We start from the raw sequence: 26,244 nt of genomic DNA on the forward strand, positions 1-26,244 counted from the left end.
GTAATTATGATGCGTGTAAAAAATAATATAAGTGAATATTCTGAAAATGAAATAATTCAAAAAAGAAGTTTAAGAGAGGTAAAAAGATGGATGTTTGATCTTAATGAAATTTCGCAAGAATGTAATAATGTTGAGTTTGAAATACTTAAAAAAAAGAATTTAAGTGATTCTTTTTTTAAGATTGTAGAAGATAATAAGGTTTTACATCAGTTACTTTTAGAATATATAAATGTCTTAGATAATTACATTGAATGTATTGATTTAGAATGCGATTTATTCTTTTACACAGAGCATAAAAAAAATAGAAATTTATATATAGAGCATTTAAATAATTATAAAAAATTAAAAAATAGTATGGTCTAATTTGCTAATTTGTTAAGTTAGTTTTTTTTGTAGGTAGCTCCAGATGAGATCTGGAGCTGCCTTTTTTTATGAGCTGTAATTTGGGTGTTTTAGTAAACAGATACGTACTTTTGCATAGTATTTGTTTTGTTAATTTGTCATGTTATTTTATGTGGCATATAAATTGACTTCCGTATTTACTTATATTCTTAAAAAATAATATGCAACATCTTAAAGATTCAAAAAAAAATAAAACCAAACCTAAAGTAACTTTAAAACAAGCTTTTATAACTATTATTTGGCCAAGGAGAAACTTGGTTTTTTTAGGTTTAATTCTTATAATTATTAGAAGTTTATCTGGCTTTGTTTTGCCAATGCAAAGTAAAATATTAATGGATGACGTTATACCTAATAAAGATTACAGTCATTTATATAACTTAATATTTATTGTTATTGGCGCTATTTTAGTACAAGCTATTACTTCTTTTTTATTAACAAAAGTATTAAGTATTCAAGCACAGTATTTAATATCAGAATTAAGAGTACAGGTACAAAGAAAAGTATTGTCTTTGCCTATTAGTTTTTTTGATAATACAAAATCTGGCGCTTTAGTTTCTAGAATTATGACAGATGTAGAAGGTGTTAGAAACTTAATTGGTACGGGTTTGGTACAACTAATTGGTGGTTCTTTTACTGCAATTGTAACTTTGGTTATTCTGATTAAAATGAATGTTTGGATGACCGTTTTTACCTTTGTGCCTTTATCAATCTTCGGATTTATCGCCTTAAAATCATTTAAATACATACGACCTGTTTTTAGAGCTAGAGGAAAAATTAATGCAGAAGTAAAAGGACGTTTAACAGAAACTTTAGGCGGTATTAGAGTTATTAAAGCTTTTAACGCAGAAGAGCAAGAAAGTAAAATATTTGAAAAAGGAGTAGCAGATATTTTTATCAATGTTAAAAAAAGTTTGACTGCAACTGCAATCATGACAAGTTCATCAACGCTGTTAATAGGTTTAGCAACTACCGGAGTTATGGGAATTGGAGGTTATTATATGATAGAAGGTACTATGACCTTTGGAGATTTTATTCAGTTTACATTTCTACTAGCTTTTATGGTTGCTCCTATTGTACAGATGAGTAATATTGGTAGCCAATTAACGGAAGCACTTGCGGGTTTAGACAGAACAGAAGAGTTAATGAATATGGCTGCAGAAGAAGATGATAAAGACAGAACCATTTTTTTAGAAAATATAAAAGGAGAAATTGTTTTTGATGATGTTTCTTTTGAGTATGAAGAAGGAAAAGAGGTTTTAAATAACATCAATTTTAAAGTGCCTTCTGGTTCTGTAACGGCTTTAGTTGGGAGTTCTGGTTCTGGTAAATCTACCATTGCAGGTTTATCTGCCACTTTTTTAAACCCTAAATCGGGTTCGATTACTATTGATAACCAAGATATGTCTAAGGTTAATTTGTCTAGTTACAGAAAAAACTTAGGGGTTGTTTTACAAGACGAATTTTTGTTTGAAGGAACCATTAGACAAAATATTTTATTTCCAAGACCAGATGCATCAGAAGAAGAATTACAAAACGCGGTTAATGCTGCGTATGTAAATGAATTTACAGACAGATTTGATAATGGTTTAGATACTTTAATTGGAGAAAGAGGTGTGAAACTTTCTGGTGGTCAACGTCAGCGATTGGCAATTGCAAGAGCTATTTTAGCAGATCCAAAGATTATTATTTTAGATGAAGCAACTTCTAGCTTAGATACAGAAAGTGAATCTTTAATTCAGAAAAGTTTATCAGAATTAGTTAAAGACAGGACTACCATTGTAATTGCACACAGATTGAGTACTATTAAAAAAGCAGATCAGATTTTAGTAATAGAAGCGGGGAGTATTGCAGAAAGAGGAACTCATGATGAGTTAATTGCTAAAGAAGGTAGGTATTTTGATTTATACACCTATCAATCTAAAATTTAATAGTTAAATTTTACTTTTTTTGTAAGGATTCTTAATGATTACGACCATCTAAATTATCCAATTTAAAACATAAATCTAGTTATGAAAAAAGTACTTTTAGTATTAATGGTTGTATTTGCAGTTTCTTGTAAAAATGAACCAAAAAAAGAAATCAAAGAAGAAAAAATAGCAGCAGTAAAAAAAGAAAGTTTTCCAGAAGAATTAGGAAAAGTTTTTGAAGCTCATGGGGGAATTAAAGCATGGAGAAATGCAGCTGTTTTAACTTTTACAAAAGGAGAAGAAGTACATACTATAGATTTACATGCGCGTAAAAATGTAATTAATTCACCAAAATATGCTGTTGGTTTTAATGGTAAAGAGGTTTGGTTAGATGAAGTACAAGAAGGTGCTTTTAAAGGAAATCCTTCTTTTTATCATAACCTTTTCTTTTATTTTTATGCCATGCCTTTTGTTTTGTCTGATGATGGAATTTCTTACGAAAAAATTGCACCTTTATCTTTTGAAGGAGTTGAGTATCCTGGATATAAAATGTCTTTTAAAGCAAATCTAGGGAGTTCTCCAGATGATAATTACAAATTATATTACAACCCAAAAACATATCAAATGGAATGGTTAGCATATACGGCTACCTTTAGTACTAAAAAACCAAGCGATAAATTTAATGTAATTAAATATGGTAAATGGAACAACGTAAACGGATTGGTTTTACCTTCTGAAATTACTTGGTATAAAACAGATGAAACAGGTGTGCCAACAGAACCTGCAAGACCTGCAATGGAATTTACTTTTGCATCTATAAGTAATAAAGAACTAGCAGCTTCATTTTTTGAGAAACCAATTAAATAAGTATATTTGAGGTTAATGGTTAAAAAAATAGAAATTAAATTATGAAAAAAATACTTGTATTATTACTGGTAATCATAGCAGCTTCGTGTAAAAATGAGGCAAAAAAAGAAGTTAAAAAAGAAACTATTATTACTGTTAAAAAAGAGGCTTTTCCTGTAGAATTAGGAAAAGTTTTTGATGCTCACGGTGGTATTGATAAATGGAGAAAAGTAAAAACGCTTTCTTTTTCTAAAGAAGATGAGGTACATACTTCTGATATGAATTCGCGTAAAATTTTAGTGAATTCTCCTAAATATTCTCTTGGTTTCGACGGAAAAGAAATTTGGTCTTTAGAAGAAGAAAAAGGAAGTTTAAAAAGAGATCCTGCTTTTTATTATAACCTATATTTTTACTTTTATGCCATGCCTTTTGTTTTAGCTGATGATGGAATTATTTATGAAAAAGTAGCTAATTTTGTATTTGAAGGCATCAATTATCCAGGTTATAAGATTTCTTACAAAGCAAATGTAGGTACTTCTCCTGATGATAATTATATTGTGTATTACAATGCTAAAACGTATCAAATGGAATGGCTTGCGTATACCGTAACTTTTAGAACGAAAGCACCCGTTGATACTTATAAATTGATAAAATACAATGGTTGGGAAAATGTAAATGGTTTTGTTTTACCAAAACAAATTACTTGGTATGCAAAAGATAAGGATGATGTATATGCCCCTACAACTAAGATTGTAGATTTTAAATCGCCTTTAGCAAGTGAAGCACAATTAGCAGATTCGTTTTTTGATAAACCTGTACAATAAGTTATTATAAAAAAGTAAGCGTCGTTTTTTACAAAACGACGCTTACCAAGTAAACTAATAAACTTATTGAATTTTAAAAAGTTAAATATATTATTGGAATAAAAGTTTTTGAATCGATTTTTTTTCTAAAATTACTTATTACTTAGAATAATTGTTATAACGGTTAATTTATGACAAATTAAAGCTAACCGAGTAAAATATTTTAATAAAGAAAGATAGTATTTACTTTAATTTTCTCTTTTTTGTGTGTAATACAAAAGTTGCATTAAAACCAAAATGTAAGTTTGGATCTTTAAAATTGAAATTATTTGTAGTTTGAGTTATAAAAGTATCCTCTGCAAAATTACGTGTATTTGTAATATGAAACTGTAACAGTAAATGACTTAACTCCCAATTTAGACCTATCATAAAAGGATTATAAGTATTCATAGATTTTAATGGATTTGCTACGTAATAGTACTCAGAGACAATAGATGTATGGTTACCTATTTTGTGTCTTCCTCCAAAACCAATTGCAAACTGACTATTTGGGTCATTATTTTTAATAGTTGCTATTCTATGAATAATGGTTGGTGTAATTTGAATAGAAAGATATGAATTAAGTTTCTTAGCAATTAAAACCTGACTAGTAAATGCATAGTTGTTTGCAGGTGATTCTTTGCCATAAACATCTGTACTGGTCCTTTTTTTATTAGATATTACTTGTAATAATGTAATTGTAATAGGTGCTTTTTTAGTTTCTCTTTGTTGTTTTAAAAGTTTGTATTTTAAATAACCATCAGAAATTTTATCAAAATTTGTATATCCTAACCCTACAGTAAAGTTATCTGATAATGCATATTCTAAACCATAACGGGTACTTATTTTATCAGCTAAAAAACGCTCTCCTCCAAAATTTGGAATGTTCCAATATCTGTTATAAAGAGAAATTTGTAAAGCACCTTTTTTACGGGTTTCAATAGAATGACTTAAACCAATTCTTGTAGTTTTAAAAGTAGCTATTTCATAAACTGGTTTATATGTAAACTCATTATTTAATTTGTCTAATAAACTTTGTGCGTTTAAAGTAGAGTTTACTACTAAATAGATTACTATAAATAATTGATATATTTTTTTATCCTTCATAAGATTGATATTGAAAGCTGAATTTTATAGTAATTATTTTTGCAATATTGCTAGATAAAATTGGTGGAATTTTAATGTCAAAATCTTTTACAAATACATTGTATTCACCAGAAATTGTATAAGTTTTATTTATTTTTTCTATAGTTATTTTAATATCTATTTCTTTTGTAATTCCATGAATTGTTAAATTACCTCTTGCAATTTTTGTTTGTTTATTTAAAGATGGCTCAAGGTCTATTATATCTCCTTCAAAAGTTGCTTTTGGGTAAATATCAGATTCAATATAGCTCTCATTAAAATGCTCGTACATTAAATCTTTTTTAAATACAAAAGCACTCATTAACATGCTTACTGCTATTTTTTTATTTTTAAGATCTAAGATGCTTAAAACTTGGTTATTTTGTGCTTCAATGTTTTCCATAGAAGCATAAGAAAAAAAAGAGATGTGTCCTTGTCTTGCAATAAACTGATTAGTATCTGAAGTGAAACCAGTAAATAAAGTGATTGTTAAAAATAATGATAAAATTTTATTCATTCAATTTTAAATCTATATAACAGTTTAATAGTACAACATCTTTTAAAAAACCTTTGCAAATACCTTTTACAACTATTTTTTGATGTTCTTTTAAGTTTTTTATTTTTTCAATTTGGCTTGGGTGTATATCGCAAATAATACCAGAGGTTTTATTTTTACCGTACAATATTACTGTATTTCTGTTATTTAAAAAAGTAACTTCTCTTACAAAACCAGATACTTCTATAATTTTTTCTAAATACAATTTATCAGCTTTTTTTTCATTATCTAGATAAGAGTCTATTAAATCGATAGAATTAATAGAAGTATTATAAGGTACTAATTCTAAATTTTTGTTAGAATCCTTAAAATAATAAGCTATATAAAAACAGCTATTTACTATAAGAAAAAGTATAAATAAAAAATAAAAAATCTTGTTTTTTTTTTTCATAAATTTAATTAGAAAACTATATCAAAGTAACTAAATGTAATCCTTTTTATGTGTAAAAAAGTTTATAAAGCCGAAAAATAATACTTAAAAGAGGAAATATCAACCTGAAAAAGAAAAAGATTAATAGTATATTTCGAATTTTAAATTTAAGCATGAAAAAAGACAAATTATACTTTTTAACCTTTTTATCTATTACTGTTATTTTTTTATTAATAGCTTTAATCGCATCTCAATATTTTATAAGAGTTAGCGCTAATCAGTTAATAGAAGTTCAGGTAGAATCTAGTAAAAGAGAAGCAAATGAAGTTGCTCGTTTTATAGATTTTCAACTTTTAGCAGGAATTAAAAAAGAAGTTATTGTAAAGAATATTCAAAAAATAATTTCAGAATCTAATAGAGATACTTGGTTTATTAGTATTTTTAATTGGGGAGGTAAAGAGGTTTGCCATCCAGATGTTACTAAAGTTGGTCAAAAAGTAAATTCTAATAAAACATTATTGTCTTCTTTAAAAGAGAAAAACAATTCAGATGATTTGTACGATTTATTAATAAAAAGAAAACCTGCTAACGATGCTGAAAATGCATTTGAAATTATTCATATTTCGCCTATAAAAAATTCAGATTTAATAGTTGCAGCTAATGTAAATTTGAACAGTATACATACTCAAATGAGTGCTTTAAGAAGTAAGTTCTATCTCATTTTTTTAATTATGGGAGTTTTGGTTATTATTTTATCATTTTTAGCAGTTAGGGTAATTGGCAGTGCTTATGAAAAAGAATTAGAGTTAAAGAATTCTAATTTAGCAACAGAAGTAATTAATTTATCAAAACTTAATACAGATTTAGTTACTTATAAAGAAAAAGTAGTAGAAGTAGCAAAAGACAACCTAGTTGAAGAAGCATCAACAGAAATTACAAGAAAAAGAATACTTACCTATGTTAGAAACGAGTTAGTGCCTATTCCTATAAATGATATTGCTTACGTTTATACAGAAAACACAATTACGTATGTTGTTTGTTTTGACGGTAAACGATCTACTACAAATACAAGTTTAGATGATATGCATAGTAATTTTGATGCAACGTTATTTTTTAGGGCAAATAGACAATTTATAATTAGTATTACTGCCATAGATAAGATTATTAAATATGGTAAAAGTCAACTTAAAATTTTATTGCAATCTAAAACATCAGAAGAGATCATTATTAGTAAAAACAAAGCCGCAGAATTTAAACAGTGGTTAAATATTTAAATGTTTTTTGTGTAATTTACTTTCTAATTTAAGGCTTTTTTTTCCCTTTTAACCATATATATTTCCTCTTCGAATAGCTTAATAGAACACAACATCCTTTTTATCAGTTACTTTACGGTATAGAAACCAAAATTAACTATAATGAAAAACCAATTTAAAATTAGAAAAGAAATTCTTATTCTTCTAATATCTGTATTTTTTGCATCTTGTGTATCAAATGTAGAAGATGAGGATATGATAGAGAATGAAGTTGTTACTGTTGATCCTTGTAAAGACATCACTTTTGCTAAAAGTGTAAAACCAATTATTGATACAAATTGTATAGAATGTCATGGTAGTGGAGGTAATTCACCAAATTTAACTTCTTACAATTCTATTAGTGCAAGTGCCAATATTGTAAGATCTGCAGTTGCAAGTAGAAGAATGCCACAAGGGGGCTCTTTAACACAAGCAGAAATAGATGCAATTGTTTGTTGGGTAGAAAATGGTGCCTTAGATAACTAAAATATAAAGGGTGAAAAAAAATAAAATAATTATCTCAATTTTAATTATCGTAATTTCAGTTGTCTTTGCTGTCTATAAAGTGTACAACAAACCGCATGTAAATGTAGCAGATACAAAATCTGAGATTACGCTAACTGCAGATAAAATTATAAATGATTTTTCTTTGGATGAAACTAAAGCAAATGGACTTTATTTAGATAAAATTATTAAAGTTTATGGTAAAATTGATAAATTAAATTTAGTAAAAGAGAAAGGAATTATTACACTAAAAACTAAAGATGATTTTGGTAGTGTTTTATGCCATTTATCTGAAAAAGGAACAAAAAAAATGAGTTTACTAAAAGAAGGACAATCTATTTCTATAAAAGGAATTTGTACAGGGTATTTATTAGATGTTATTCTTGTAAATGGTGAGGTAACAAACTAAAGCTAAAAAAGATGAAAACTATTTATACAGTTATAATTTTCTTTTTATTAACAAATGTAATTAACGCTCAAAAAAAATATTTAACAAAAAACGGGTCTGTAACTTTCTTTTCTTCTGCATTAATAGAAGATATAAAGGCAGATAATAATCAAGTTTTAAGTATTATAGATGCTACATCAGGTAAAATGGCAGTTTCTATTTTAATGAAATCATTTATGTTTGAGAAAGCGTTAATGCAAGAACACTTTAATGAGAATTATGTAGAATCGGATAAGTATCCAAAAGCTACTTTTAAAGGTGCTATTATTGATTTTGAAAATATAAAAGATCCAGAAACAAAAGTAAATGTAAAAGGAATAATTACAATTCATGGTAAAAGTAAAGAAATTGTAATTTCTGCAAATTTTACAAAAACGGAACAAAGTATTTTTATGAAAGGCGAATTTAATTTATTAGTTACAGATTATGATATTAAAATACCTAACGTAGTTACTAAAAATATAGCAAAAAAAATTAAAGTTACTTTCGAATTTAACCATAAACCTTACAAGAATTAAAAGATGAAAAAAATTATAGGAACCATTTTTGTATTGCTAATCAGTTTGCAACTTCCTGCCCAAGATTTACTAGATATTTTAAACAAGGAAAGCCAAGAAACAGATAATATTGTAACAGCAACCTTTAAAGGTACAAGAATCTTAAACGGACATTCTATAGAAAATAGAAAAGACAAAGAGTTAGAGTTTATTATATCTCATAGATTTGGACGCGTAAATTTAGGTTTTGATGAACTTTTTGGTTTAGATCAATCCAATATTCGTTTTGCATTAGAATATGGTTTAAATGATGATTTAACAGTTGGCCTTGGTAGAAGTAGTTTTGAAAAAACTTATGATGGTTTTTTTAAATACAGTTTATTAAAACAAAAAAAAGGTAAAAATTCTTTTCCTTTTGCAATTTCACTTTTTGGAAGTATAGCTGTAAAAACATTAAAAGATTATGACCCTGCAAATAAAAGAACTTTTACAGAAAGTTTGTTTTATGTTGGGCAGGTTTTAATAGCTAAAAAAGTAAGTTCTTCTTTTTCATTTCAGGTAACACCTACTTATGTACATAGAAATTCTGTAAAAATAAATGAAGATCCTCATGATATTTTTGCTGTAGGTTTAGGAACAAGAATAAAATTAAGTAAAAGGGTTTCTTTTAATAGTGAGTATTATTTAGCTTTAGATGAATCTAAATCAATAAATGCAAGAAATTCATTAGCATTTGGTGTAGATATAGAAACTGGTGGACACGTATTTCAACTTATTTTATCGAATGCAATTACAATGATAGAAAAAAGTTTTATTACAGAAACAACGGGTAATTTCTTCGGAGGCGATATCCATTTTGGATTTAATATCTCTAGAACTTTTTAAATTACTGTTATTCTTGGTAATGTGCAATATGGAATATCAAAAGGTTATTTTGTTGATATTCCATTCGTTTTTTAGCTAAAAAAAGCTATTTTTAATATTAAAAATTTTTAAATTTTTCTGTTTCAAAAAGATTAAACCCTCTTTCAAAAAGAATACTGTCTTTAGATTTAAATGTTTTATAGAGATCGGTATTGTTATCAGCTTGAGCGTTTAAAACAAAGTTATAGAATAACATTGCTATAAAAATAATCACTTTAATAACAAAAGAATTTTTAAAAGGTTCTAAAAAAGAGTTCATAATAATTGTTTAGTTTGGTTGATGAATTGATGTTATTTTTTTGAAATACTTCCGCCGGAAGATGCTTTTTTATTGATTGATTTTGGGTTTCCTTTAAAATCAATATCTCCACCGCTATTTGCATGTGCTTCTAATTTTTCTGAAGCATAAATATTAATATCAGCACCACTTGTTACCTTAGCAATGGTGTTTTTACTTTCTAAATCATACGCATCTATAGCGCTTCCGCTTGTAGCGTTAGAGGCATGGTTTTTTGTGGTACCTGCAATGTTAATATCTGCGCCACTTGTAGCATTAGTTGCTACGCTAGTTGCATGTACAGTAATATTAATATCGGCACCACTAGTAGCAGAAATAGAAATGTCATCGGTATTTATAACTCCTTTTCCACGAACATCACTTCCGCTTGTAGCTCTTAGAAGTGTTAGGTCTGTAACTGTAACATATACTTTTTTTGCTTTTGCTCTCCAGATACCTTTTTCTGAATAGACTTTTAAAATGTCGTCTTCTATTTCAGTGATAATAATATCGTGCAAGTTTTCATCTGCCTCTACAACAACTTTGTTTTTTGTACCTTGTGTTATGTACAAATCAATGCCTGTGCTTACCTGAATTCCTGTAAAGCTATTCGATGTTTTTCTTACTTCCGTTGTTACATTTCTGTTTCCGCTTACTCTATTTAACATATCTACTGCGCAAGAAGTAAAAACAGTTGCTATAAATAGGATTGCGATAATTTTTGTTACTGATTTTTTCATGAGTTTAGTTTGATTAGATTGTAAATGTCTCTTAATAGACGCTTAAAATCAAAGTTTGGTTACTCAGTTGTCAATTTTTATGGGTGAATTGTATTAAATTGTCTTTTCATTACCAGTACAATCTGTACATTTTAAGGTTGTATCTGTCATTATAAAATGATGATTCGCCATGTCTTTATCATAAATATCACCTTCATTATCTACATCATTTAAAAAGTTTTTAACAGAATGATCAAAATATACAGTGTTGTCTTCAGGTATATAAATAGTAACATTTATCTCTTCGTCTTTCCACATATTTTTAAAGTTAGACAAGTAATAAGCATCTAAAACGATGGTGTTATCTACAATTTCGAATTTATATTCAAGCTTTTCAGCATTCTTATTTGCGCTACTTCTTGTTTTTCCAGCAGATTCTTTTTGTACAATAACATATGCTTCATCAGAATTACTTCGTTTTACATTTACATTTACATCATTAGAATATGCTTTAGGCGTTCCGTCTATATCAACCTCATATTTACGAGAACTTCTTCTTAAATTATGGATATAATAAATTTCATCATCATTAATCATTTTTAAAGTGATGGTATCCTTTTCGATGATATTTAAAGAAGTTTTCTTTACAAACTGTCCGTCATTTACGTGAGACGTTCCGTATTCTATTCCTGTAAAAATCATGGTTAATAAAGCAATCACCCAAATACCTAATAATGTTAGTGATGTTGGTTTACTAATCTTTTTAATACTGCTAGATAAAATGCGTAACCCTAAAACAAATAAGATTAAAAACGGAATACCTATTAATAAAAAGCTAGCTAATGTTAATGCCCATTTAGGTAAAACAGCATCATAGAAAAACGGCGGATATTGTAAAAACTCACCATTTACATTTAAAAACTCTAAACTTCCCACAGAAAACCCACCAATAATTAGTGATAAAATAACTGCACCAGCAATAAATACCAGTAGCACTCCAATAAATTTACCAATCACTTTAAAGAATACAAGAATAATCTTGCCTATGGTGTTGATAAAATCTTGTAATCCGTTATTTTTTACTGGCTTTCCCGAAAAAGTCTGATTCATTTTTTCTGAAAACTCATTGGCGCCATCTTTAAATTTCTCTGATGCTTTGTTGGCAAATTCAGATACATTTTCTGAAACATTATTAAACTCTTCACGAATTTTTTTTTCGATATTATCGATGTTTACAGGTTCACCTTCCATCTGCAATTTTTCTGCAGTGGTTTTTGCTTCTGGTAATAGTATCCAAAGGATAATATATAAGATTACACCAAAACCAGCTCCAAAGAATAAAGCTAATAACCCAAGACGAACCCATATTGTATCAATATCAAAATAATGTGCAATACCAGCTGCAACTCCACCTAAAAATTTATCATCACCATCTCTAAAAAGCTTTTTTCCGGCAGTATTGTTTCTTTTATAAGAATAACTAGCATCGTTATATTCTTCTTCTGCACCAGCGTAATCTTCTGGTTGTCCCATAATTTTAATGATATCTTCTATATCACCTTCATTAATTACCTGTCTAGCGTCTGTTATTTTTTCTGTTAACAATTCACTAATACGCGCTTCTATATCTGCAATGATTTCGTTTTTTCCTTGCGGATCATCGCTTAACGATCTAGAAATAGATTCTAGATATCTTTTTAATTTCTGATAGGCAATTTCATCTATGTGGAAGAAAAATCCGCCTAAATTTATGTTGATCGTCTTATTCATTTGTCGTTGGTTTTTTGCTGATTACTTGGTTTACTGCACTTACTAAATTACTCCATGTTTTGTCTAATTCTTTTATAAACATGCCGCCGTTTTCTGTTAAAACGTAATACTTTCTTGGTGGTCCAGAGGTTGATTCTTCCCATCTGTAGGTTAACAAACCTGCGTTTTTTAAGCGGGTTAATAACGGATATATGGTTCCTTCAACCACAATCATTTCTGCACCTTTTAGCGTTTTAAGAATTTCAGAAGTATAGGCATCACCATTTTTTAGAATGGATAAAATGCAATACTCTAAAACACCTTTTCGCATTTGTGCTTTTGTGTTTTCTATCTTCATTTATTGTGGTTTTTAAATGATTATTTTATAAATTTTATAGTGAAAGGATACTTATAATTTTCTCCTTCTTTTGCTTTTAATGCTGCAATAATGATCAAAGCAATTTTAATAACTCCTACAATTCCTGCCAAAGAAGCAAACCCCATAAATCCAAAAAAACTGTGTGAGTCGAAATTGATACTTACTTGATTAAAGTTGTTAAAATTATCGAAGTTTCTAAAAATAGAACCAATAAAAAGAGGAATAAAAGACAAGGTTAATATAAAAATGTATAAAGAATAACTGATATTAAAATTAATTGCTTCTTTACCTTGTTCGTCTAAAAAGTTACTTCTGTCTTTTAATGTTTGCCATGCAATTAAAGGAGTAACTATATTACCAAATGGAAATATAAATCCTGCAAATGCAGAAATATGAATTAAAAAGGCATTGGTGTTTTCTTTATTTTGTTTCATAATTTCTAAACTGTATAATACTTTCTTATGCAAATATATATCTTTAAAAAGGTATTATGCAATGCATAGTACTATAATTAACATTTCTTTAACGTTTTAATTTGTTAAATAAAATCATTAAAAAAGGCTTGTATGTCCTGTTTTTATTGAGTTTTTGTTTCATTTATTTTAACTACCTTGTCAAGGTCAAAATATATTGACAAAATTTATTAAATCAAAAAAATGAAATTTACACCAAGGAAAGTCAACTTTTTTAACCTTGTAAAATTACCTTTAGCATATTTAGGCGGCGTAAGAGTACGCACAATTACAGATATAGAAGTGGTGGTTTCTATAAAACATAGGTGGATGAATCAAAATCCGTTTAAAAGTATGTTTTGGGCTGCGCAAGGTATGGCGGCAGAAATGCCAACTGGAGTTTTGGTGATGAAGGCAATAGATGATTCTAAGCAGAAAGTATCGATGCTTGTAACAAAGCAAGAAGCTGAGTTCTTTAAAAAAGCAACGGGAAAAATCTTGTTTTCTTGCAAAGGCGGAAATGAGATTAGAGAGGCAATTCAAAAATCTATAGCCACAGGAGAAGGACAAGTAATTGTTTTAACATCCGAAGGGAAAAATAAAGAAGGTGTTATTGTTTCTCGTTTTCAATTCCATTGGAGTTTGCGCGTAAAGAAATAAATTAGTCCTTCTTTTTGTATAACTCAGGTCTTTCTTCGTTATAATCGCAATCTTGAAAAATACCACAAGATACACTTGTACGTGCTAACGGTTTTGATGTTTCAAATTTATTATAGAAAGCTTCTATTTCTGGAGATAAATATTTCATAATTTCTTTTTTTATAATTTATAAATTAGGTTTTTTCTAACTACATATCAAAAGTAATATTTTTGTTAGCGGAGTAAAACAACAAGAAGTTAATTTTGTGTTATATGTAAAGTTCTCAAATTAACTTTATAATAATGCAGAAGAGAAATTGTAATCCTAGAAAAAGTTTACATCATTTTAATCAGTTCTACATTTTTACTTTTTTTAATCGTAGGGCGATAGCCAAGGGCTTAATTCCCCGAGGCTTGCCTCGAAATGAAAAAACATGTTTTGGAAGCATACATCGTACCCTTGGGTCGAGGTTGTTGATTTCTAAAATGTCAGTTCGTGTGATTTTTAAGATACGAAAAATTATATTGAGAACAATTTAATAGCTTAAAATTCTTAATTTTCTATACAAATTTCACTCGTTTCAAGCATTAAATTTACTGAAATTGACAGGCTTTTATTAAAATAGGAACAGTTAAATTTAAAAATTAATTATTTATTGATGTAACAAAAAGAGTCTAAAATCATCTTATAATATATAAACCTTAAAAACCAAGTTATGTTTCAAGATAAAATACCACAAAATTCATCTAATAGAAATGCATACGAAATAGATTATAAAATCTTTGGCGAAGAAATGCAGTTTGTAGAAATTGAGTTAGATCCGCAAGAAGGTGTAGTTGCAGAAGCAGGAACTTTTATGATGATGGATGACAACATTAAAATGAATACTATTTTAGGTGATGGTTCTAATCAAGAAACAGGATTGTTAGGGAAGATATTTTCTGCAGGAAAAAGAATTTTAACCGGAGAAAGTTTATTTATGACTGTTTTTACAAACGATGGAGTTGGGAAAAAACAAATTTCATTTGCATCTCCATATCCAGGGAAAATAATTCCGATTGATTTAACCGAGTTTGGTGGGAAATTTATTTGTCAGAAAGATGCTTTTTTGTGTGCCGCAAAAGGAGTTTCTATTGGTATCGAGTTTTCTAAAAAATTAGGAAGAGGTTTGTTTGGTGGCGAAGGTTTTATCATGCAAAAGATAGAAGGCGATGGTTTAGGTTTTATTCATGCTGGTGGAACGATGGCAAAAAAAGTATTGCAACCAGGAGAAGTTTTAAAAGTAGACACCGGTTGTATTGTTGGATTTACACAAGATGTACAGTATGATATTGAGTTTGTTGGTGGTATAAAAAACACCATTTTTGGTGGCGAAGGAATGTTTTTTGCTTCTTTACGCGGACCAGGAACGGTCTATATACAATCTTTACCATTTAGTAGATTGGCAGGAAGAGTACTTTCTATGGCGCCAAGATCTGGAAACGGAAGTAGAGGAGAAGGCAGTGTTTTAGGCGGAATTGGAGACTTGTTAGATGGCGATAATCGTTTTTAGAAACAAACCTACTTTCTGGGGCTGAATCTATTTTTATTGATATTTTAAATAAGAATTTAGAGGTCAGTATTTAAATTCATATCTTTAAAAACAACAAATACAGTAATATTATGAATATATTTAAAGGACAAAACCTTCTAGAGTTTGCTGATCGGTTTAAAACGGATGAAGATTGCAAGAAATACTTGGCAGATATTAAGTGGAAAGATGGATTTCAATGTGTTAAATGTGGTCATAAAAAGGCTCAAATAAGAAAAGATTTTTCACGGACATGTAATATTTGCTCTCATCAAGAATCATCTACATCAAACACACTTTTTCATAAAGTAAAGTTTGGTGTTAGAAAAGCTTTCTTTATTGTTTTTGAAATGAGTACGAGTACTAAAAGCCTTTCTGCTAGTTATGTTGCAGTTCGTTTTAGTGTAACAGAAAAGACTGCACGTTTATTTATGCTCAAAATTAGAGAAGCTATGGAAAGTAGTGGAAATAGTCCTATGACCGGTATTGTTCATGTGGATGAATTTGTTTTGGGTGGACGAGAAAAAGATAAAGTAGGAAGAAGTTATAATGCTAAGAAAAAGAAAGCTATAACTGCTGTTGAACTAACTCAAGATGGAAAAGTTAAAAGAATGTATGCCATGAGAATCGAAGATTTTTCAGCTAGTTCTTTGCAATATATTTTTGTGAATCATATCAGTCTAGAAGCTAAAGTGATAACCGACAAATGGAGAGGTTACAGACCTATTGCGAAAGCTTATAATATTACTCAAATAGAAAGTAATGGAGGTATGAATTTTAAAGCACTTCATACAATGATTCATCAGGTGAAATCTTGGATAAGAACAACGTATTCTTGGGTAAGTGACTTTAATCTAAATAGATATTTTAATGAATTTTGTTTTAGAATTAATCGATCACAAAGTAAAGCAACAATATTCAATAACTTAATAACTAAAATGGTTGAAAAGGAGAAAGTAGAACATCACAAAATTATATGTAACTAACTACTGACCTCTATAAGAATTTAATATAGGAATACGTATATTTCATTTTTATTATAAATAATCAAAAGATACCTTTTATGTCTACTACTGTTCAGCAGCCGTCCGAAACAAAAAACAATACACTTATTCCTATTCTTATTATTGCAGGGTTATTTTTTATTTTCGGGTTTGTTACTTGGATCAACGGAGCGTTAATTCCGTTTATGAAAACCATTAATGAGCTTACTGATGCACAGTCTTATTTAGTAGCATCCGCATCTTATATTTCTTTTGTGGTAATGGCTTTGCCTGCATCTTATATAATTAACAAAATTGGTTACAAAAAAGGGATGTCTTTAGGTTTAATTGTAATGGCAATTGGTGCTTTATTGTTTATTCCTGCAGCAGAAGCAAGAACTTATTGGATGTTTTTATCGGCAATTTTTATTCAAGGAATCGGAATGACTTTATTACAAACCGCTTCTAATCCTTACATCACTATTTTAGGACCTATAGAAAGTGCTGCAAAACGTATTTCAATTATGGGAATTGCTAATAAAGTAGCAGGATCTTTAGGTTCTGTAATCTTCGGAGCAATTTTATTATCAGGCATAAAAGAAATTAAAGACAAATTAAATGTTGTAGACGAAGCTGAAAAAGCAAGTTTATTAGATACGATGGCAGATAGTGTTGTTACGCCTTATATTGTAATGGCTGTTATTTTATTTGTGTTAGGTATTTTAATTAGAAAAGCACCTTTACCACATGTAGAAGCACAACCAATTGAAGTCTCTAAATCTGGAGAAAAAACCAAAACGAGTATCTTTCAATTTCCTCATTTATGGTTGGGTGTTTTAGCATTGTTTTTATATGTAGGTGCTGAGGTAATTGCCGGTGATACAATTATTTCTTATGGAATTTCTTTAGATATTCCTGTAGAACAAGCTAAGTTTTTTACCACCTACACATTAATGGCAATGGTTGCAACCTATGCTTTAGGCGCCTTTTTAATACCTAAATATATTACACAATCTTTCGCTTTAAAAGCAAGTGCAATTCTAGGTATTGTATTCTCTTTTTGTATTATGTATACAACCGGATTTACATCGGTGCTTTTTGTGGCGGCTTTAGGGATTGCAAATGCATTGGTTTGGCCCGCAATTTGGCCATTAGCATTAACAGGTTTAGGTAAGTTTACAGAAAGAGGATCTGCTTTGTTAATTATGGCAATTTCTGGTGGCGCTATTATTCCGCCATTGTATGGTTTTATTGTCGATAACAAAAAAGAAGATTTAATAATATCTGGCGTAAATGAAGTGAATGCATTGGCAGAAGCATCTTCTTTTGGATATTGGATTCTGTTACCTTGTTATATCATTATTCTTTATTATGCTTTTGGCGGACATAAAGTTGGTTTGAAAAAAGGGTAGATTGTTGTGGGGGAAAAGGGGGTGTACAACATTAGGAAAGACCGATAGAATATCGGATATTTGAATTATAAAAGGAATAATATGGCAACAGTTGACAAAATAAGAACCGGATTAATTGACAAAATTCTTTCGATTAACAATAAAGATTTTTTAGAAGCTCTTGATAAACTAATTTCATCAAGTAAATCTGAATTAGAAATCGTAGAATTAACGAATGAGCAAAAGTTAATGTTGGAAATGAGTGAAAATGATATAAAAACTGGAAAACTCATTTCTCAAGAAGCAATGAATAAAAGGAATCTTGAATGGCTAAACGCAATATAGTTTGGACAAGAACGGCTGACATTCAATTCGTGGGAATTTTAGAATATTGGGTTAAAAAGAATAAATCGAATAGATTTTCAAAAAAACTTTTGAAATTAGTTACAGATAGAACCTTACAGATTTCTGAAAATCCTTTTATTTATAAGTTAACTGATTTTAATGGTGTTAGAATTGCTTCTTTAAGAAATTTTAGTATTTATTACAAAGTTACTGATGAAAAAATATTAGTTACTGCCTTTTGGGATAATCGACAAAATCCGAAAAAACTTTTAAAAATTTTGGAGAATGAAAAATAACGTTACACAGTACCATCTGTAGTTTATTGTTTGGTTATTGCCTATTTATGAAAATTATCACAAATTTTCTATTCTGTTTTTATTTACTAAATTAGTTACTTAAAACAGGAAACAAACCATACAAAACAACATTCTAAACATTCGCTTTTATCATTCTATCATTTCCAATAAAGTCCTTCTTTAATTCGATGTTTTTAAAACCTTGTTTCTGTAACATTTCTACAGTTTCTTTTCCTAAATATTGATTGATTTCAAAAAATAACAATCCGTTTTTAGTAAGGTGTTGTTTCGCCAAAGTAGCAATTTTTTTATAGAAAATAAGTGGATTATTGTCATCAACAAAAAGAGCCAAATGAGGTTCATTTTGCAAAACATTATTATTTATTTCTACCTTTTCTAATTCTCTTACGTACGGCGGGTTAGAAACAATAATATCATATTGTTCTGGTAATTTTGCTGCTTCTAAAATATCTATTTCTAAAAAAGAAATAAGAACGTTATTTAAAAGAGTATTTTGCTGTGCTACTTTTAAAGCTTCTGATGAAACATCGATTGCAGAAATTGTTACGTTCTTTAAATTTTTAGCTAGAGAAATAGGGATGCAGCCAGTTCCAGTACCAATATCTAGAATTTTTAGTTTTTTGTCTTGGTTCTTGATTCTTAATTTTGGTGTCTCGTTAATAACCCATTCTACCAATTCTTCAGTTTCTGGTCTCGGAATTAAAGTGTTTTCATTCACCTTAAAAGGCAATCCATAAAATTCAGTTTCACCTAAAATATATTGTATAGGTTCTTCTGTTTTTAATCTTTTTACAATCTCTTTTAATTCTGATAAAGCTTCATTAGTAATTAAAAAATCGGGTTTCATTACAGTATCTATTCTTTGTAAGTTCAGTTTTGCTTCAATCAACAAAAAAAAGAAAGCATCAATTTCTGTCTTTGGATAAATAGCAGATAATTCACTGTTAAAAAAAATACGAAAATTCTGGAGTGTCATAAATAGTTTATAATAATGGACTTAAAAATCTAGCGAAACGTTCAAAAGTTTTTTGTTTGTTAGATCTATTTAAGAAATCTTCTAGATTTATTTTAGTAGCTAATTTTTTTCTTTCGTTAAATTCTTTAGAAATTTCTAAAGTAACTTGTTCATCAAAAATTAAGGCATTTAACTCATAATTATGTTCAAAGCTTCTACAGTCAAAATTTGTAGAACCTATAGAGGCAATTTCATCATCAATAAATATCACTTTACTGTGCGAAAAATCGTCCCTTAAATAAATGTCTACTCCGGCTTTTAGCAAACCTTCAAAATAAGAGTACATGCTATAGGTTGCAATACTAGAATCTGTTACTTTAGGTAATAATAAAGTAACTTTTATGTCGCTTAATGCAGCAATTTTAAAAGCTTCTAAAATAGAATATGTAGGAATAAAATAAGGATTTAAAACACAAATACTTTTTTCGGCTAAATTAATAAGGCTTAAATATTGTTGCATTACAACAGGCTGTTTGTAATCTGGACCGCTAGAAACAATTTGTATTTTAGTGTTTCCGGTTGCATTAAAAACGGTGTTGTATTTTTCTTTTTCACTTAAATCGATATCCGTTGCGTAGTAATAATCTTTTAAAAAAGTGTCTTGTAAATTAGCTACTGCACAACCAGATATTTGTATATGTGTATCTTGCCATATGCCTAAATTGGTGTCTTCTGTTATGTATTCATTAGAAATATTTACGCCACCTGTAAACCCAATCTTGTTATCTATAATTGCAATTTTTCTATGATTTCTATAATTTAAAGAAAAAATAAAACTACCTAATTTAAAAGGAGTTTCTGGGTAGATTTCTACACCAATTTCTTTAAGATGTTGTTTGGTTTTTTTATTTAATTGAAAGCTACCAAAAGAATCGTATAAAATACGCACTTCTACATTTTCTTTTCGTTTTTGTTCTAATAACGTAATTATGTTATTTAAAATTTCTCCATTTTCAATAATATAATACTGTAAATGAATAAAGGATGTAGCGTTTTTAATTGCTTTATAAAGTGCTTCAAAAGTTTCTTTTCCGTTTTTTAAGACAACAACATCGTTGTTTAATTGTAGAGGTAAATTTGTGTTGTTAAAAACTAAATTAGATATTTTAGACGCTTTATTATTTTTAAGTATAGCTGCGTTTTTATTGTTTTTATTTTTTAGGTTTTTTTGAATGTATTTTTTCCTTTTTTTAGTTTCTTTAAGTTGAAAGTATTTTATTTTTCTTCTATTAATTCCGAATAAAATAAAAATGAAAACACCTAAGAAAGGAAATAAGAATGTAATTAAAATCCAGCTTAAAGATTTAGACGGTTTTACACCAAAATATAAAATATTGTAAAAAGCCCAACTAAATAGTAAAAGATGAATCGATAAAAGAATAACGTAAATCAATTTTTATAATTTTTTTAGCATCCAAACTGGGCAAGAATAATGTCCGGTATTTCCCATGGGTTTATCAAGATTTATAAAACCATTTTTCTTATACAGTGCTTGTGCAGCGTCCATATAAGGCATGGTTTCTAAATAACAATTTTCAAAACCGATTGATTTTGCTTTTTCTAAACAAGTTTCTATCAATTTAGAACCTAAACCTTTTCCTCTTGTAATTGGCAAGAAATACATTTTTTGAAGTTCGCAGGTATTCCCTTCAAAATTGTCTAATTGTGCAATTCCTGCGCCACCAACAATCTTGTTTTTGTACTCTATAACATAATAAAAAGAGGTTGGTTTCTCAAAATTTTCAAACATTTTATCGGTAGCTTTATCTTCGTAAGCGGTGCCTATTTTTGGAGCGCCCATTTCTACAAGAACCTCTCTAATTACCATTGCCATTTGTGCATTGTCTTTAGGTAGAATTTCTCTAATGATAAAATCTTGACTTGTCATTTATTACTGTATTTTTGCAAGAGCAATTTACCTAATTTTTTAAAGAATTAAGATGAAAAACCATTTATATTTTATACTTTTATTTCTTGTTTTTACAAGCTGTTCCGTAAGAGAAAAACCTGTTTTTATAAAAGTAGATAATGTAGCAGTTACTAGTTTTACAGGAGATACAATCCGTTTAAAAGCAAATGCTTTTTTTACAAACCCAAATGATGTTGGTGGTAAGATTGCAACCGATGAAATTAAAGTAATTGTAAATGGAGTAGAGGTTGCACAAGTTTCTTCGGATGAATTTGAAGTGCCTGCAAGAAAGGAATTTACAATACCACTAACAGTAGTAATTCCTGCTAAAAAAGTGTTTGGAAATAACAAAAATGGTGTTTTAGGAGGATTGTTAAATTCATTTTTAAAGAAATCTATTGAAGTTCAGTTTAAAGGCGATTTAAAATATAAAGTTTTTGGGTTTTCTAGTGAATATCCGATAGATGAAATTCAGAATATTAAATTTTAATTTAGAGTTATCAATCATAAAAAATACATAGAACGCTGTTTACAAATTGCTAAAAATGGCATTGGGACTTCTCGTCCTAATCCTTCTGTTGGTGCAGTTGTTGTTTATCAGAATAAAATTATTGGAGAAGGTTTTACATCGCCTTATGGCGGCAATCATGCAGAAGTAAATGCAATTAATGCTGTAAAAGATAAATCGCTTTTAAAAGAAGCTACTATTTATGTAACCTTAGAGCCTTGTGCTCATTTTGGCAAAACGCCACCTTGTGCAGATTTAATTGTAAAACATCAATTTAAAAACGTTGTTATTGGTTGCGTAGATTCTAATAGTTTGGTAGCTGGTAAAGGAATTGAGCGCCTTATAAATGCAGGAATAAATGTTATAGTTGGTGTTTTAGAAGACGAATGTAGAAAACATCACAAACGATTTTTTACGGTTCAAGATAAAAAAAGACCTTATATTATTTTAAAATGGGCACAAACTAAAAATGGTTTTGTGGCTCCGTTAACAAAAGATGCCCAGAAACCTGTTTGGATTTCTAACCAATATTCCCAACAATTGGTACACAAATGGCGAAGTGAAGAACACGCAATTTTAGTGGGCACAAATACGGTAATTGCAGACAATCCTAAATTAAATGTAAGGAGTTGGTCTGGAGAAAACCCAGTAAGAATTGTTTTAGACCGTACTTTAAGGGCTTCTAAAAACCTTAGTATTTTTGATGGAAGTGTAAAAACGATTGTGATTACAGAAAAGCAAGAATGTCTGTTCGAGCGCAGTCGAGATCTATTTATAGAAACTATAGATTTCTCTAAAAAAGTAGCATCACAAATTTGTGAAATTTTACAGAAACATAAAATTCAATCTGTAATTATTGAAGGAGGAACACAAACATTACAAACTTTTATTGATGAGAATCTTTGGGATGAAGGACGTGTTTTTGTTGGTGAAACTGAATTTAAAAAAGGTATAAAAGCGCCAATTTTTAATAAAGTAGAAAAAGAAGAAATAAGCATTAAACAAGATGTTTTAAAAATATATATAAATGATTAAAAACCTCATTTTCGATTTTGGTGATATTTTTATCAACTTAGATAAACCAGCAACTTATAGAGAAATGGCTGCTTTAGGTGTTACAAAAATTACAGATGAAATGATTGAAGTGTATTATCAATACGAAAAAGGATTGATGACAACGGATGCTTTTATCAATTTCTTTCATGATAAATTTGGATTAGAAAAAACGGATTTAATAAAATCTTGGAATGCCGTTTTATTAGATTTTCCTAAAAGACGTTTAGAATTTATAAAAGAATTGGCAGCTAGTAAAAAGTACCGATTGTTCTTGTTAAGTAATACCAACGATTTACACATAAGTTGGATTAAAGATTCTTTAGGAGCTGAGTTTTATAATGAGTTTAAAAACTGTTTTGAGCAGTTTTATTTATCGCACGAAATTAATTTTAGAAAACCAGATGCAGAAATTTATCAATTTGTTTTAAATGAAAATGATTTAATAGCAGAAGAAACGTTATTTGTAGATGATTTAAAAGAAAATACAGACGCTGCAAATTCTTTAGGTATTCATGTTTGGAATTTAATTCCGGGTCAAGAAGAGGTAACAGAGTTATTTGTTAAAAAAGAACTTTTATTTTGATTTATTTAATTTTCAGCATTCTTTTTTCAACCTTATTGTTTGTCATATTTAAATATTTTGATATTTATAAAATAGACACGTTAAAAGCAATTGTTGTAAATTATTTAGTGGCTTTTGGTTTCGGTTTCGGTTTGTCTGAAATTACATTTTCTTTTAATGAAATCCCTGAAAAACCTTGGTTTTTTGGCGCTATAATATTAGGAGCTTTATTTGTTGCTGTATTTTTTGTAATGGCAAATACAGCGCAACAAAATGGCGTTTCTGTAGCTTCAGTTGCAGGAAAAATGTCTGTAGTTATTCCCGTGGTTTTTGGTGTTATTTTATATGATGAATCGGTTACTTTTTTTAAGGTTTTAGGAATTTTAATTGCCTTAATATCTGTTTATTTAGCCTCAGTAAAAGAAGAAAAAAGTACTTTAAATAAGGCTGGATTATTGTTTCCAGTATTACTTTTCTTTGGTTCAGGAATAATTGACACAACACTTAAATATATTGAAGTAAGTTTTGTTCAGAAAAATGAAACCGCTCTTTTTTCTGGAAGTTTATTTGGTTTTGCAGCCTTTTTTGGGTTACTTATTTTATTGATAAAATCGCTTAAAAAAAGAGAACCATTTGGACTTAAAAATATAATTGCAGGTATTATTTTAGGAGTTCCAAACTACTTTACAATTGTGTTTTTAATTAAAGCGATGCAAACATCAGGTTTTGAGAGTTCTACCTTGTTTACGGTAAATAATGTATCTGTAGTTGTTGTATCAACTTTAGTTGGATTACTTTTATTTAAAGAAAAATTTAGTTTAAAAAACAAAATAGGAGTTGCTTTGGCAATTTTAGGAATCGTATTAGTAACTATAGCATAATATGTTAGAAGACGTTTATAAAACTATAGAAAAACCATCCGAAGAAACCCTTTTTAAAGAAAAAGGATCTAAGTTTTTTGGATATGCTTTTCCTGTTTTATCAGAAGAAGATGTAAAAGAACGTATAGAAGAATTACGTAAAAAGCATCATTCTGCACGTCATTTTTGTTATGCTTATCAATTAGGTATCGAAAAAATTAGGTTTAGAGCAAATGATGATGGAGAACCAAATAATTCTGCAGGTTTACCAATCTACGGCCAAATTCAGTCTTTTGAAGTAACCAATATTTTAATTGTTTCTGTTCGTTATTTTGGAGGAACAAAATTGGGTGTTGGTGGTTTAATTTCTGCTTATAAAACATCTGCACAAATTACTTTAGAAGTGGCAGATATTTTAGTAAAAACCATTAATGTTTTTTATAAACTGACGTTTAATTATGATATGATGAACGCAGTACAGAGAATTATCAAAGAAAAAAATATAGAAATTATCGATCAGAAATTAGAAATGAATTGCGAGTATATTATTTCAATTAGAAAAAAAGATGCCGATTCTATTTTTAATATTTTTGATAATTTGTATAAAGTAGCCGTAAAGGAGGTTTCCTAAAAGTGCATCTCAAAACAAAGATTAAAATTGAAGTCAATAAAATTTACCCATAATTTTATTGATAATTTATGTGAATTGACGGCTTAGATATTCTACTAAAATTAATTTGATTCTAAATAAAATATAGTGTAACTTTATAAAAAAAAGTAAAATAGCTATGTTAAACTTTAATGATACTTATTTATGAAATTACGTCGTATTGCATACACTAGTAAAGCTACTGTAGAATTTACTAAGCGTGATTTATTAGATTTACTTCACGATTCTAGAGCCTATAATACATTAGATAATATTAGCGGAGTGCTAATTCATAAAGAGGGGTATTTTCTTCAGATTTTAGAAGGAGAACCAAAAGACCTTAATGATCTTTTAGCTCGTCTTCGTAAAGATACTAGACATACCGAATTTAAAATTATTGATGATTGTTTGGTAGATAAACGAATGTTTTTAAACTGGGCTATGGGTTGTGCAGATTTTGACGATCCTTCTTTAAGTATGATTCCCGGAGTTCGTAGTGGTTTAACAAACCCAGAAGTTATGGAAAGTCTTATTAACAGGCTACCAGAAGTTGCCACTTATTTGCATGATAATTTAACCTATCAACAAATAAAAGGAATTACAGTAGACAAAAAGAATTAAGATACGTTTCAATTATAAATTATAAAAAGACACTTTCTATATTTATAATTGAAATGCAGCATTAAAACCCCAAACCTTTTAATAAATAATCCGGACAACGAGTTGGCTTTTTTGTTTTAGAGTTCATAAAAGCCAATACAGAACTTCCTGTACAAATTAATTCATCATTTTGATTTACAATTTCATATTCAAATTCAATTTTAACCATTGGCTTTTTTTTTAGAAAAGTTTTTATGGTTAAAACATCGTCATAGAATGCAGATTTAATAAATTTAAAGTTTATAGAAATTACAGGAAGCATTATACCACTTATTTCCATATCTTTGTAAGTAACCCCCAGAGAACGTAACCATTCGGTACGTCCAAGTTCAAAAAATTGAGCATAATTTCCATGATAGACAACGCCCATTTGGTCGGTTTCTGAATAACGAATTCTTGTTTTAGTTGATGAATTTTTCAAAATGTGTGAACAATTAGGTTTTTACCATTTTACGTAAAAAATAGTTAATAATCAATAGCAAATTGATTT

General features: G+C 28.8%; 34 protein-coding genes. 21 read left to right on the forward strand and 13 right to left on the reverse strand.

The window, feature by feature from the left end; genetic code table 11:
- Positions 1-6 precede the first annotated feature (6 nt).
- The 4 genes from GQR92_RS17585 (at position 7) to GQR92_RS17600 (ending at position 3,979) form a co-directional block, all read left to right on the forward strand.
- Positions 7-363, forward strand: coding sequence for a hypothetical protein (locus GQR92_RS17585; RefSeq protein WP_158841809.1), 357 nt, complete (start codon positions 7-9; stop codon positions 361-363).
- Positions 364-563: 200 nt separating this feature from the next.
- Positions 564-2,330: an ABC transporter ATP-binding protein gene (locus tag GQR92_RS17590; protein WP_158841811.1), complete on the forward strand. Its 1,767-nt coding sequence runs from the start codon at positions 564-566 to the stop codon at positions 2,328-2,330.
- 81 nt (positions 2,331-2,411) lie between these two features.
- Positions 2,412-3,176: a DUF6503 family protein gene (locus tag GQR92_RS17595; protein ID WP_158841813.1), complete on the forward strand. Its 765-nt coding sequence runs from the start codon at positions 2,412-2,414 to the stop codon at positions 3,174-3,176.
- Between the two features lie 41 nt (positions 3,177-3,217).
- The gene (locus GQR92_RS17600) at positions 3,218-3,979 is read left to right on the forward strand and encodes a DUF6503 family protein (protein WP_158841815.1); all 762 of its coding nucleotides are present in this window, start codon (positions 3,218-3,220) and stop codon (positions 3,977-3,979) included.
- 222 nt (positions 3,980-4,201) lie between these two features.
- On the opposite strand, the gene GQR92_RS17605 is transcribed toward GQR92_RS17600, so the two are convergent.
- Genes GQR92_RS17605 through GQR92_RS17615 form a run of 3 tightly spaced genes read right to left on the reverse strand, consistent with a single transcriptional unit; the run spans position 4,202 to position 6,069 of the window.
- Positions 4,202-5,104: a DUF5777 family beta-barrel protein gene (locus GQR92_RS17605; protein ID WP_158841817.1), complete on the reverse strand. Its 903-nt coding sequence runs from the start codon at positions 5,102-5,104 to the stop codon at positions 4,202-4,204.
- Positions 5,094-5,639: a YceI family protein gene (locus tag GQR92_RS17610; protein ID WP_158841819.1), complete on the reverse strand. Its 546-nt coding sequence runs from the start codon at positions 5,637-5,639 to the stop codon at positions 5,094-5,096. Before GQR92_RS17610 ends, GQR92_RS17605 begins: the two co-directional genes overlap by 11 nt.
- Positions 5,632-6,069, reverse strand: a complete 438-nt coding sequence (locus GQR92_RS17615; RefSeq protein WP_158841821.1) for an OB-fold protein — start codon at positions 6,067-6,069, stop codon at positions 5,632-5,634. The genes GQR92_RS17610 and GQR92_RS17615 overlap by 8 nt, the downstream gene beginning before the upstream one ends.
- Before the next feature lie 152 nt (positions 6,070-6,221).
- Between GQR92_RS17615 and GQR92_RS17620 the strand changes: the two genes are divergently transcribed.
- The 5 genes from GQR92_RS17620 to GQR92_RS17640 all read left to right on the forward strand — a co-directional run bounded on the left by GQR92_RS17620 (position 6,222) and on the right by GQR92_RS17640 (position 9,674).
- Positions 6,222-7,322, forward strand: coding sequence for a LytR/AlgR family response regulator transcription factor (locus GQR92_RS17620; protein ID WP_158841823.1), 1,101 nt, complete (start codon positions 6,222-6,224; stop codon positions 7,320-7,322).
- Between the two features lie 141 nt (positions 7,323-7,463).
- Positions 7,464-7,826, forward strand: a complete 363-nt coding sequence (locus tag GQR92_RS17625) for a c-type cytochrome (RefSeq protein WP_158841825.1) — start codon at positions 7,464-7,466, stop codon at positions 7,824-7,826.
- 10 nt (positions 7,827-7,836) lie between these two features.
- Positions 7,837-8,253 (forward strand): OB-fold protein, encoded by a 417-nt coding sequence (locus GQR92_RS17630; protein WP_158841827.1) that lies wholly within the window; start codon positions 7,837-7,839, stop codon positions 8,251-8,253.
- Between the two features lie 11 nt (positions 8,254-8,264).
- Positions 8,265-8,810 (forward strand): YceI family protein, encoded by a 546-nt coding sequence (locus GQR92_RS17635; protein WP_158841829.1) that lies wholly within the window; start codon positions 8,265-8,267, stop codon positions 8,808-8,810.
- 3 nt (positions 8,811-8,813) lie between these two features.
- Complete coding sequence (locus GQR92_RS17640; RefSeq protein ID WP_158841831.1) at positions 8,814-9,674, forward strand: DUF5777 family beta-barrel protein; 861 nt, start codon at positions 8,814-8,816, stop codon at positions 9,672-9,674.
- A 97-nt stretch (positions 9,675-9,771) separates the two neighbouring features.
- Here GQR92_RS17640 and GQR92_RS17645 read toward each other — a convergent pair whose 3' ends face one another.
- The 5 genes from GQR92_RS17645 to GQR92_RS17665 form a co-directional block, all read right to left on the reverse strand.
- The gene (locus tag GQR92_RS17645) at positions 9,772-9,972 is read right to left on the reverse strand and encodes a hypothetical protein (protein ID WP_158841833.1); all 201 of its coding nucleotides are present in this window, start codon (positions 9,970-9,972) and stop codon (positions 9,772-9,774) included.
- A gap of 32 nt (positions 9,973-10,004) precedes the next feature.
- The gene (locus GQR92_RS17650) at positions 10,005-10,730 is read right to left on the reverse strand and encodes a head GIN domain-containing protein (protein WP_158841835.1); all 726 of its coding nucleotides are present in this window, start codon (positions 10,728-10,730) and stop codon (positions 10,005-10,007) included.
- 93 nt (positions 10,731-10,823) lie between these two features.
- Positions 10,824-12,479, reverse strand: coding sequence for a PspC domain-containing protein (locus GQR92_RS17655; RefSeq protein ID WP_158841837.1), 1,656 nt, complete (start codon positions 12,477-12,479; stop codon positions 10,824-10,826).
- Positions 12,472-12,816, reverse strand: a complete 345-nt coding sequence (locus tag GQR92_RS17660) for a PadR family transcriptional regulator (RefSeq protein ID WP_068450479.1) — start codon at positions 12,814-12,816, stop codon at positions 12,472-12,474. The genes GQR92_RS17655 and GQR92_RS17660 overlap by 8 nt, the downstream gene beginning before the upstream one ends.
- A 20-nt stretch (positions 12,817-12,836) precedes the next feature.
- The gene (locus tag GQR92_RS17665) at positions 12,837-13,271 is read right to left on the reverse strand and encodes a DUF4870 domain-containing protein (RefSeq protein ID WP_158841839.1); all 435 of its coding nucleotides are present in this window, start codon (positions 13,269-13,271) and stop codon (positions 12,837-12,839) included.
- A 222-nt stretch (positions 13,272-13,493) separates the two neighbouring features.
- Between GQR92_RS17665 and GQR92_RS17670 the strand changes: the two genes are divergently transcribed.
- On the forward strand, positions 13,494-13,949 hold the full coding sequence (locus tag GQR92_RS17670; RefSeq protein WP_158841841.1) for a DUF4442 domain-containing protein: 456 nt from the start codon (positions 13,494-13,496) through the stop codon (positions 13,947-13,949).
- Position 13,950: 1 nt separating this feature from the next.
- Here GQR92_RS17670 and GQR92_RS17860 read toward each other — a convergent pair whose 3' ends face one another.
- A complete protein-coding gene (locus GQR92_RS17860; protein ID WP_170062864.1) occupies positions 13,951-14,097 on the reverse strand; it encodes a hypothetical protein in 147 nt (48 codons plus the stop codon).
- Between the two features lie 547 nt (positions 14,098-14,644).
- Here GQR92_RS17860 and GQR92_RS17675 point away from each other — a divergent pair.
- The 5 genes from GQR92_RS17675 (at position 14,645) to GQR92_RS17695 (ending at position 18,514) form a co-directional block, all read left to right on the forward strand.
- A complete protein-coding gene (locus GQR92_RS17675; protein ID WP_158841843.1) occupies positions 14,645-15,481 on the forward strand; it encodes a TIGR00266 family protein in 837 nt (278 codons plus the stop codon).
- A 110-nt stretch (positions 15,482-15,591) separates the two neighbouring features.
- Positions 15,592-16,485: an IS1595 family transposase gene (locus GQR92_RS17680; RefSeq protein ID WP_158841845.1), complete on the forward strand. Its 894-nt coding sequence runs from the start codon at positions 15,592-15,594 to the stop codon at positions 16,483-16,485.
- A 77-nt stretch (positions 16,486-16,562) separates the two neighbouring features.
- Complete coding sequence (locus tag GQR92_RS17685; RefSeq protein WP_158841847.1) at positions 16,563-17,894, forward strand: sugar MFS transporter; 1,332 nt, start codon at positions 16,563-16,565, stop codon at positions 17,892-17,894.
- Between the two features lie 81 nt (positions 17,895-17,975).
- The gene (locus GQR92_RS17690) at positions 17,976-18,218 is read left to right on the forward strand and encodes a hypothetical protein (protein WP_158841849.1); all 243 of its coding nucleotides are present in this window, start codon (positions 17,976-17,978) and stop codon (positions 18,216-18,218) included.
- Positions 18,200-18,514 (forward strand): type II toxin-antitoxin system RelE/ParE family toxin, encoded by a 315-nt coding sequence (locus tag GQR92_RS17695; RefSeq protein ID WP_158841851.1) that lies wholly within the window; start codon positions 18,200-18,202, stop codon positions 18,512-18,514. The genes GQR92_RS17690 and GQR92_RS17695 overlap by 19 nt, the downstream gene beginning before the upstream one ends.
- Positions 18,515-18,647: 133 nt before the next feature.
- Here GQR92_RS17695 and prmC read toward each other — a convergent pair whose 3' ends face one another.
- Genes prmC through GQR92_RS17710 form a run of 3 tightly spaced genes read right to left on the reverse strand, consistent with a single transcriptional unit; the run spans position 18,648 to position 21,438 of the window.
- Positions 18,648-19,511, reverse strand: coding sequence for a peptide chain release factor N(5)-glutamine methyltransferase (gene prmC, locus GQR92_RS17700; protein ID WP_158841853.1), 864 nt, complete (start codon positions 19,509-19,511; stop codon positions 18,648-18,650).
- 7 nt (positions 19,512-19,518) lie between these two features.
- Positions 19,519-20,943, reverse strand: coding sequence for a cardiolipin synthase (gene cls / locus GQR92_RS17705; protein WP_158841855.1), 1,425 nt, complete (start codon positions 20,941-20,943; stop codon positions 19,519-19,521).
- Positions 20,944-20,946: 3 nt separating this feature from the next.
- Positions 20,947-21,438 carry a GNAT family N-acetyltransferase gene (locus GQR92_RS17710; protein WP_158841857.1) on the reverse strand — a complete coding sequence of 164 codons (492 nt, stop codon included), beginning with the start codon at positions 21,436-21,438 and terminating at the stop codon, positions 20,947-20,949.
- 52 nt (positions 21,439-21,490) lie between these two features.
- On the opposite strand from GQR92_RS17710, the gene GQR92_RS17715 reads away from it, so the two are divergent.
- The 6 genes from GQR92_RS17715 (at position 21,491) to GQR92_RS17740 (ending at position 25,715) form a co-directional block, all read left to right on the forward strand.
- Positions 21,491-21,949 (forward strand): LEA type 2 family protein, encoded by a 459-nt coding sequence (locus GQR92_RS17715; RefSeq protein ID WP_158841859.1) that lies wholly within the window; start codon positions 21,491-21,493, stop codon positions 21,947-21,949.
- Between the two features lie 9 nt (positions 21,950-21,958).
- A complete protein-coding gene (ribD, locus tag GQR92_RS17720; RefSeq protein ID WP_302849616.1) occupies positions 21,959-23,002 on the forward strand; it encodes a bifunctional diaminohydroxyphosphoribosylaminopyrimidine deaminase/5-amino-6-(5-phosphoribosylamino)uracil reductase RibD in 1,044 nt (347 codons plus the stop codon).
- Entirely contained in the window at positions 22,995-23,606 is a 612-nt protein-coding gene (locus GQR92_RS17725) for an HAD-IA family hydrolase (RefSeq protein ID WP_158841861.1), read from the forward strand. Before ribD ends, GQR92_RS17725 begins: the two co-directional genes overlap by 8 nt.
- Positions 23,603-24,466, forward strand: coding sequence for an EamA family transporter (locus GQR92_RS17730; protein WP_158841863.1), 864 nt, complete (start codon positions 23,603-23,605; stop codon positions 24,464-24,466). The genes GQR92_RS17725 and GQR92_RS17730 overlap by 4 nt, the downstream gene beginning before the upstream one ends.
- Position 24,467: 1 nt before the next feature.
- Positions 24,468-25,076, forward strand: a complete 609-nt coding sequence (locus GQR92_RS17735; protein WP_158841865.1) for an IMPACT family protein — start codon at positions 24,468-24,470, stop codon at positions 25,074-25,076.
- 183 nt (positions 25,077-25,259) lie between these two features.
- Positions 25,260-25,715, forward strand: coding sequence for a BLUF domain-containing protein (locus tag GQR92_RS17740; RefSeq protein WP_158841867.1), 456 nt, complete (start codon positions 25,260-25,262; stop codon positions 25,713-25,715).
- Between the two features lie 61 nt (positions 25,716-25,776).
- Here GQR92_RS17740 and GQR92_RS17745 read toward each other — a convergent pair whose 3' ends face one another.
- Positions 25,777-26,175, reverse strand: a complete 399-nt coding sequence (locus GQR92_RS17745) for an acyl-CoA thioesterase (RefSeq protein WP_158841869.1) — start codon at positions 26,173-26,175, stop codon at positions 25,777-25,779.
- Between the last annotated feature and the right edge of the window lie 69 nt (positions 26,176-26,244).

The sequence above is a fragment of the Polaribacter sp. L3A8 genome (genome assembly GCF_009796785.1).
Classification (GTDB): domain Bacteria; phylum Bacteroidota; class Bacteroidia; order Flavobacteriales; family Flavobacteriaceae; genus Polaribacter.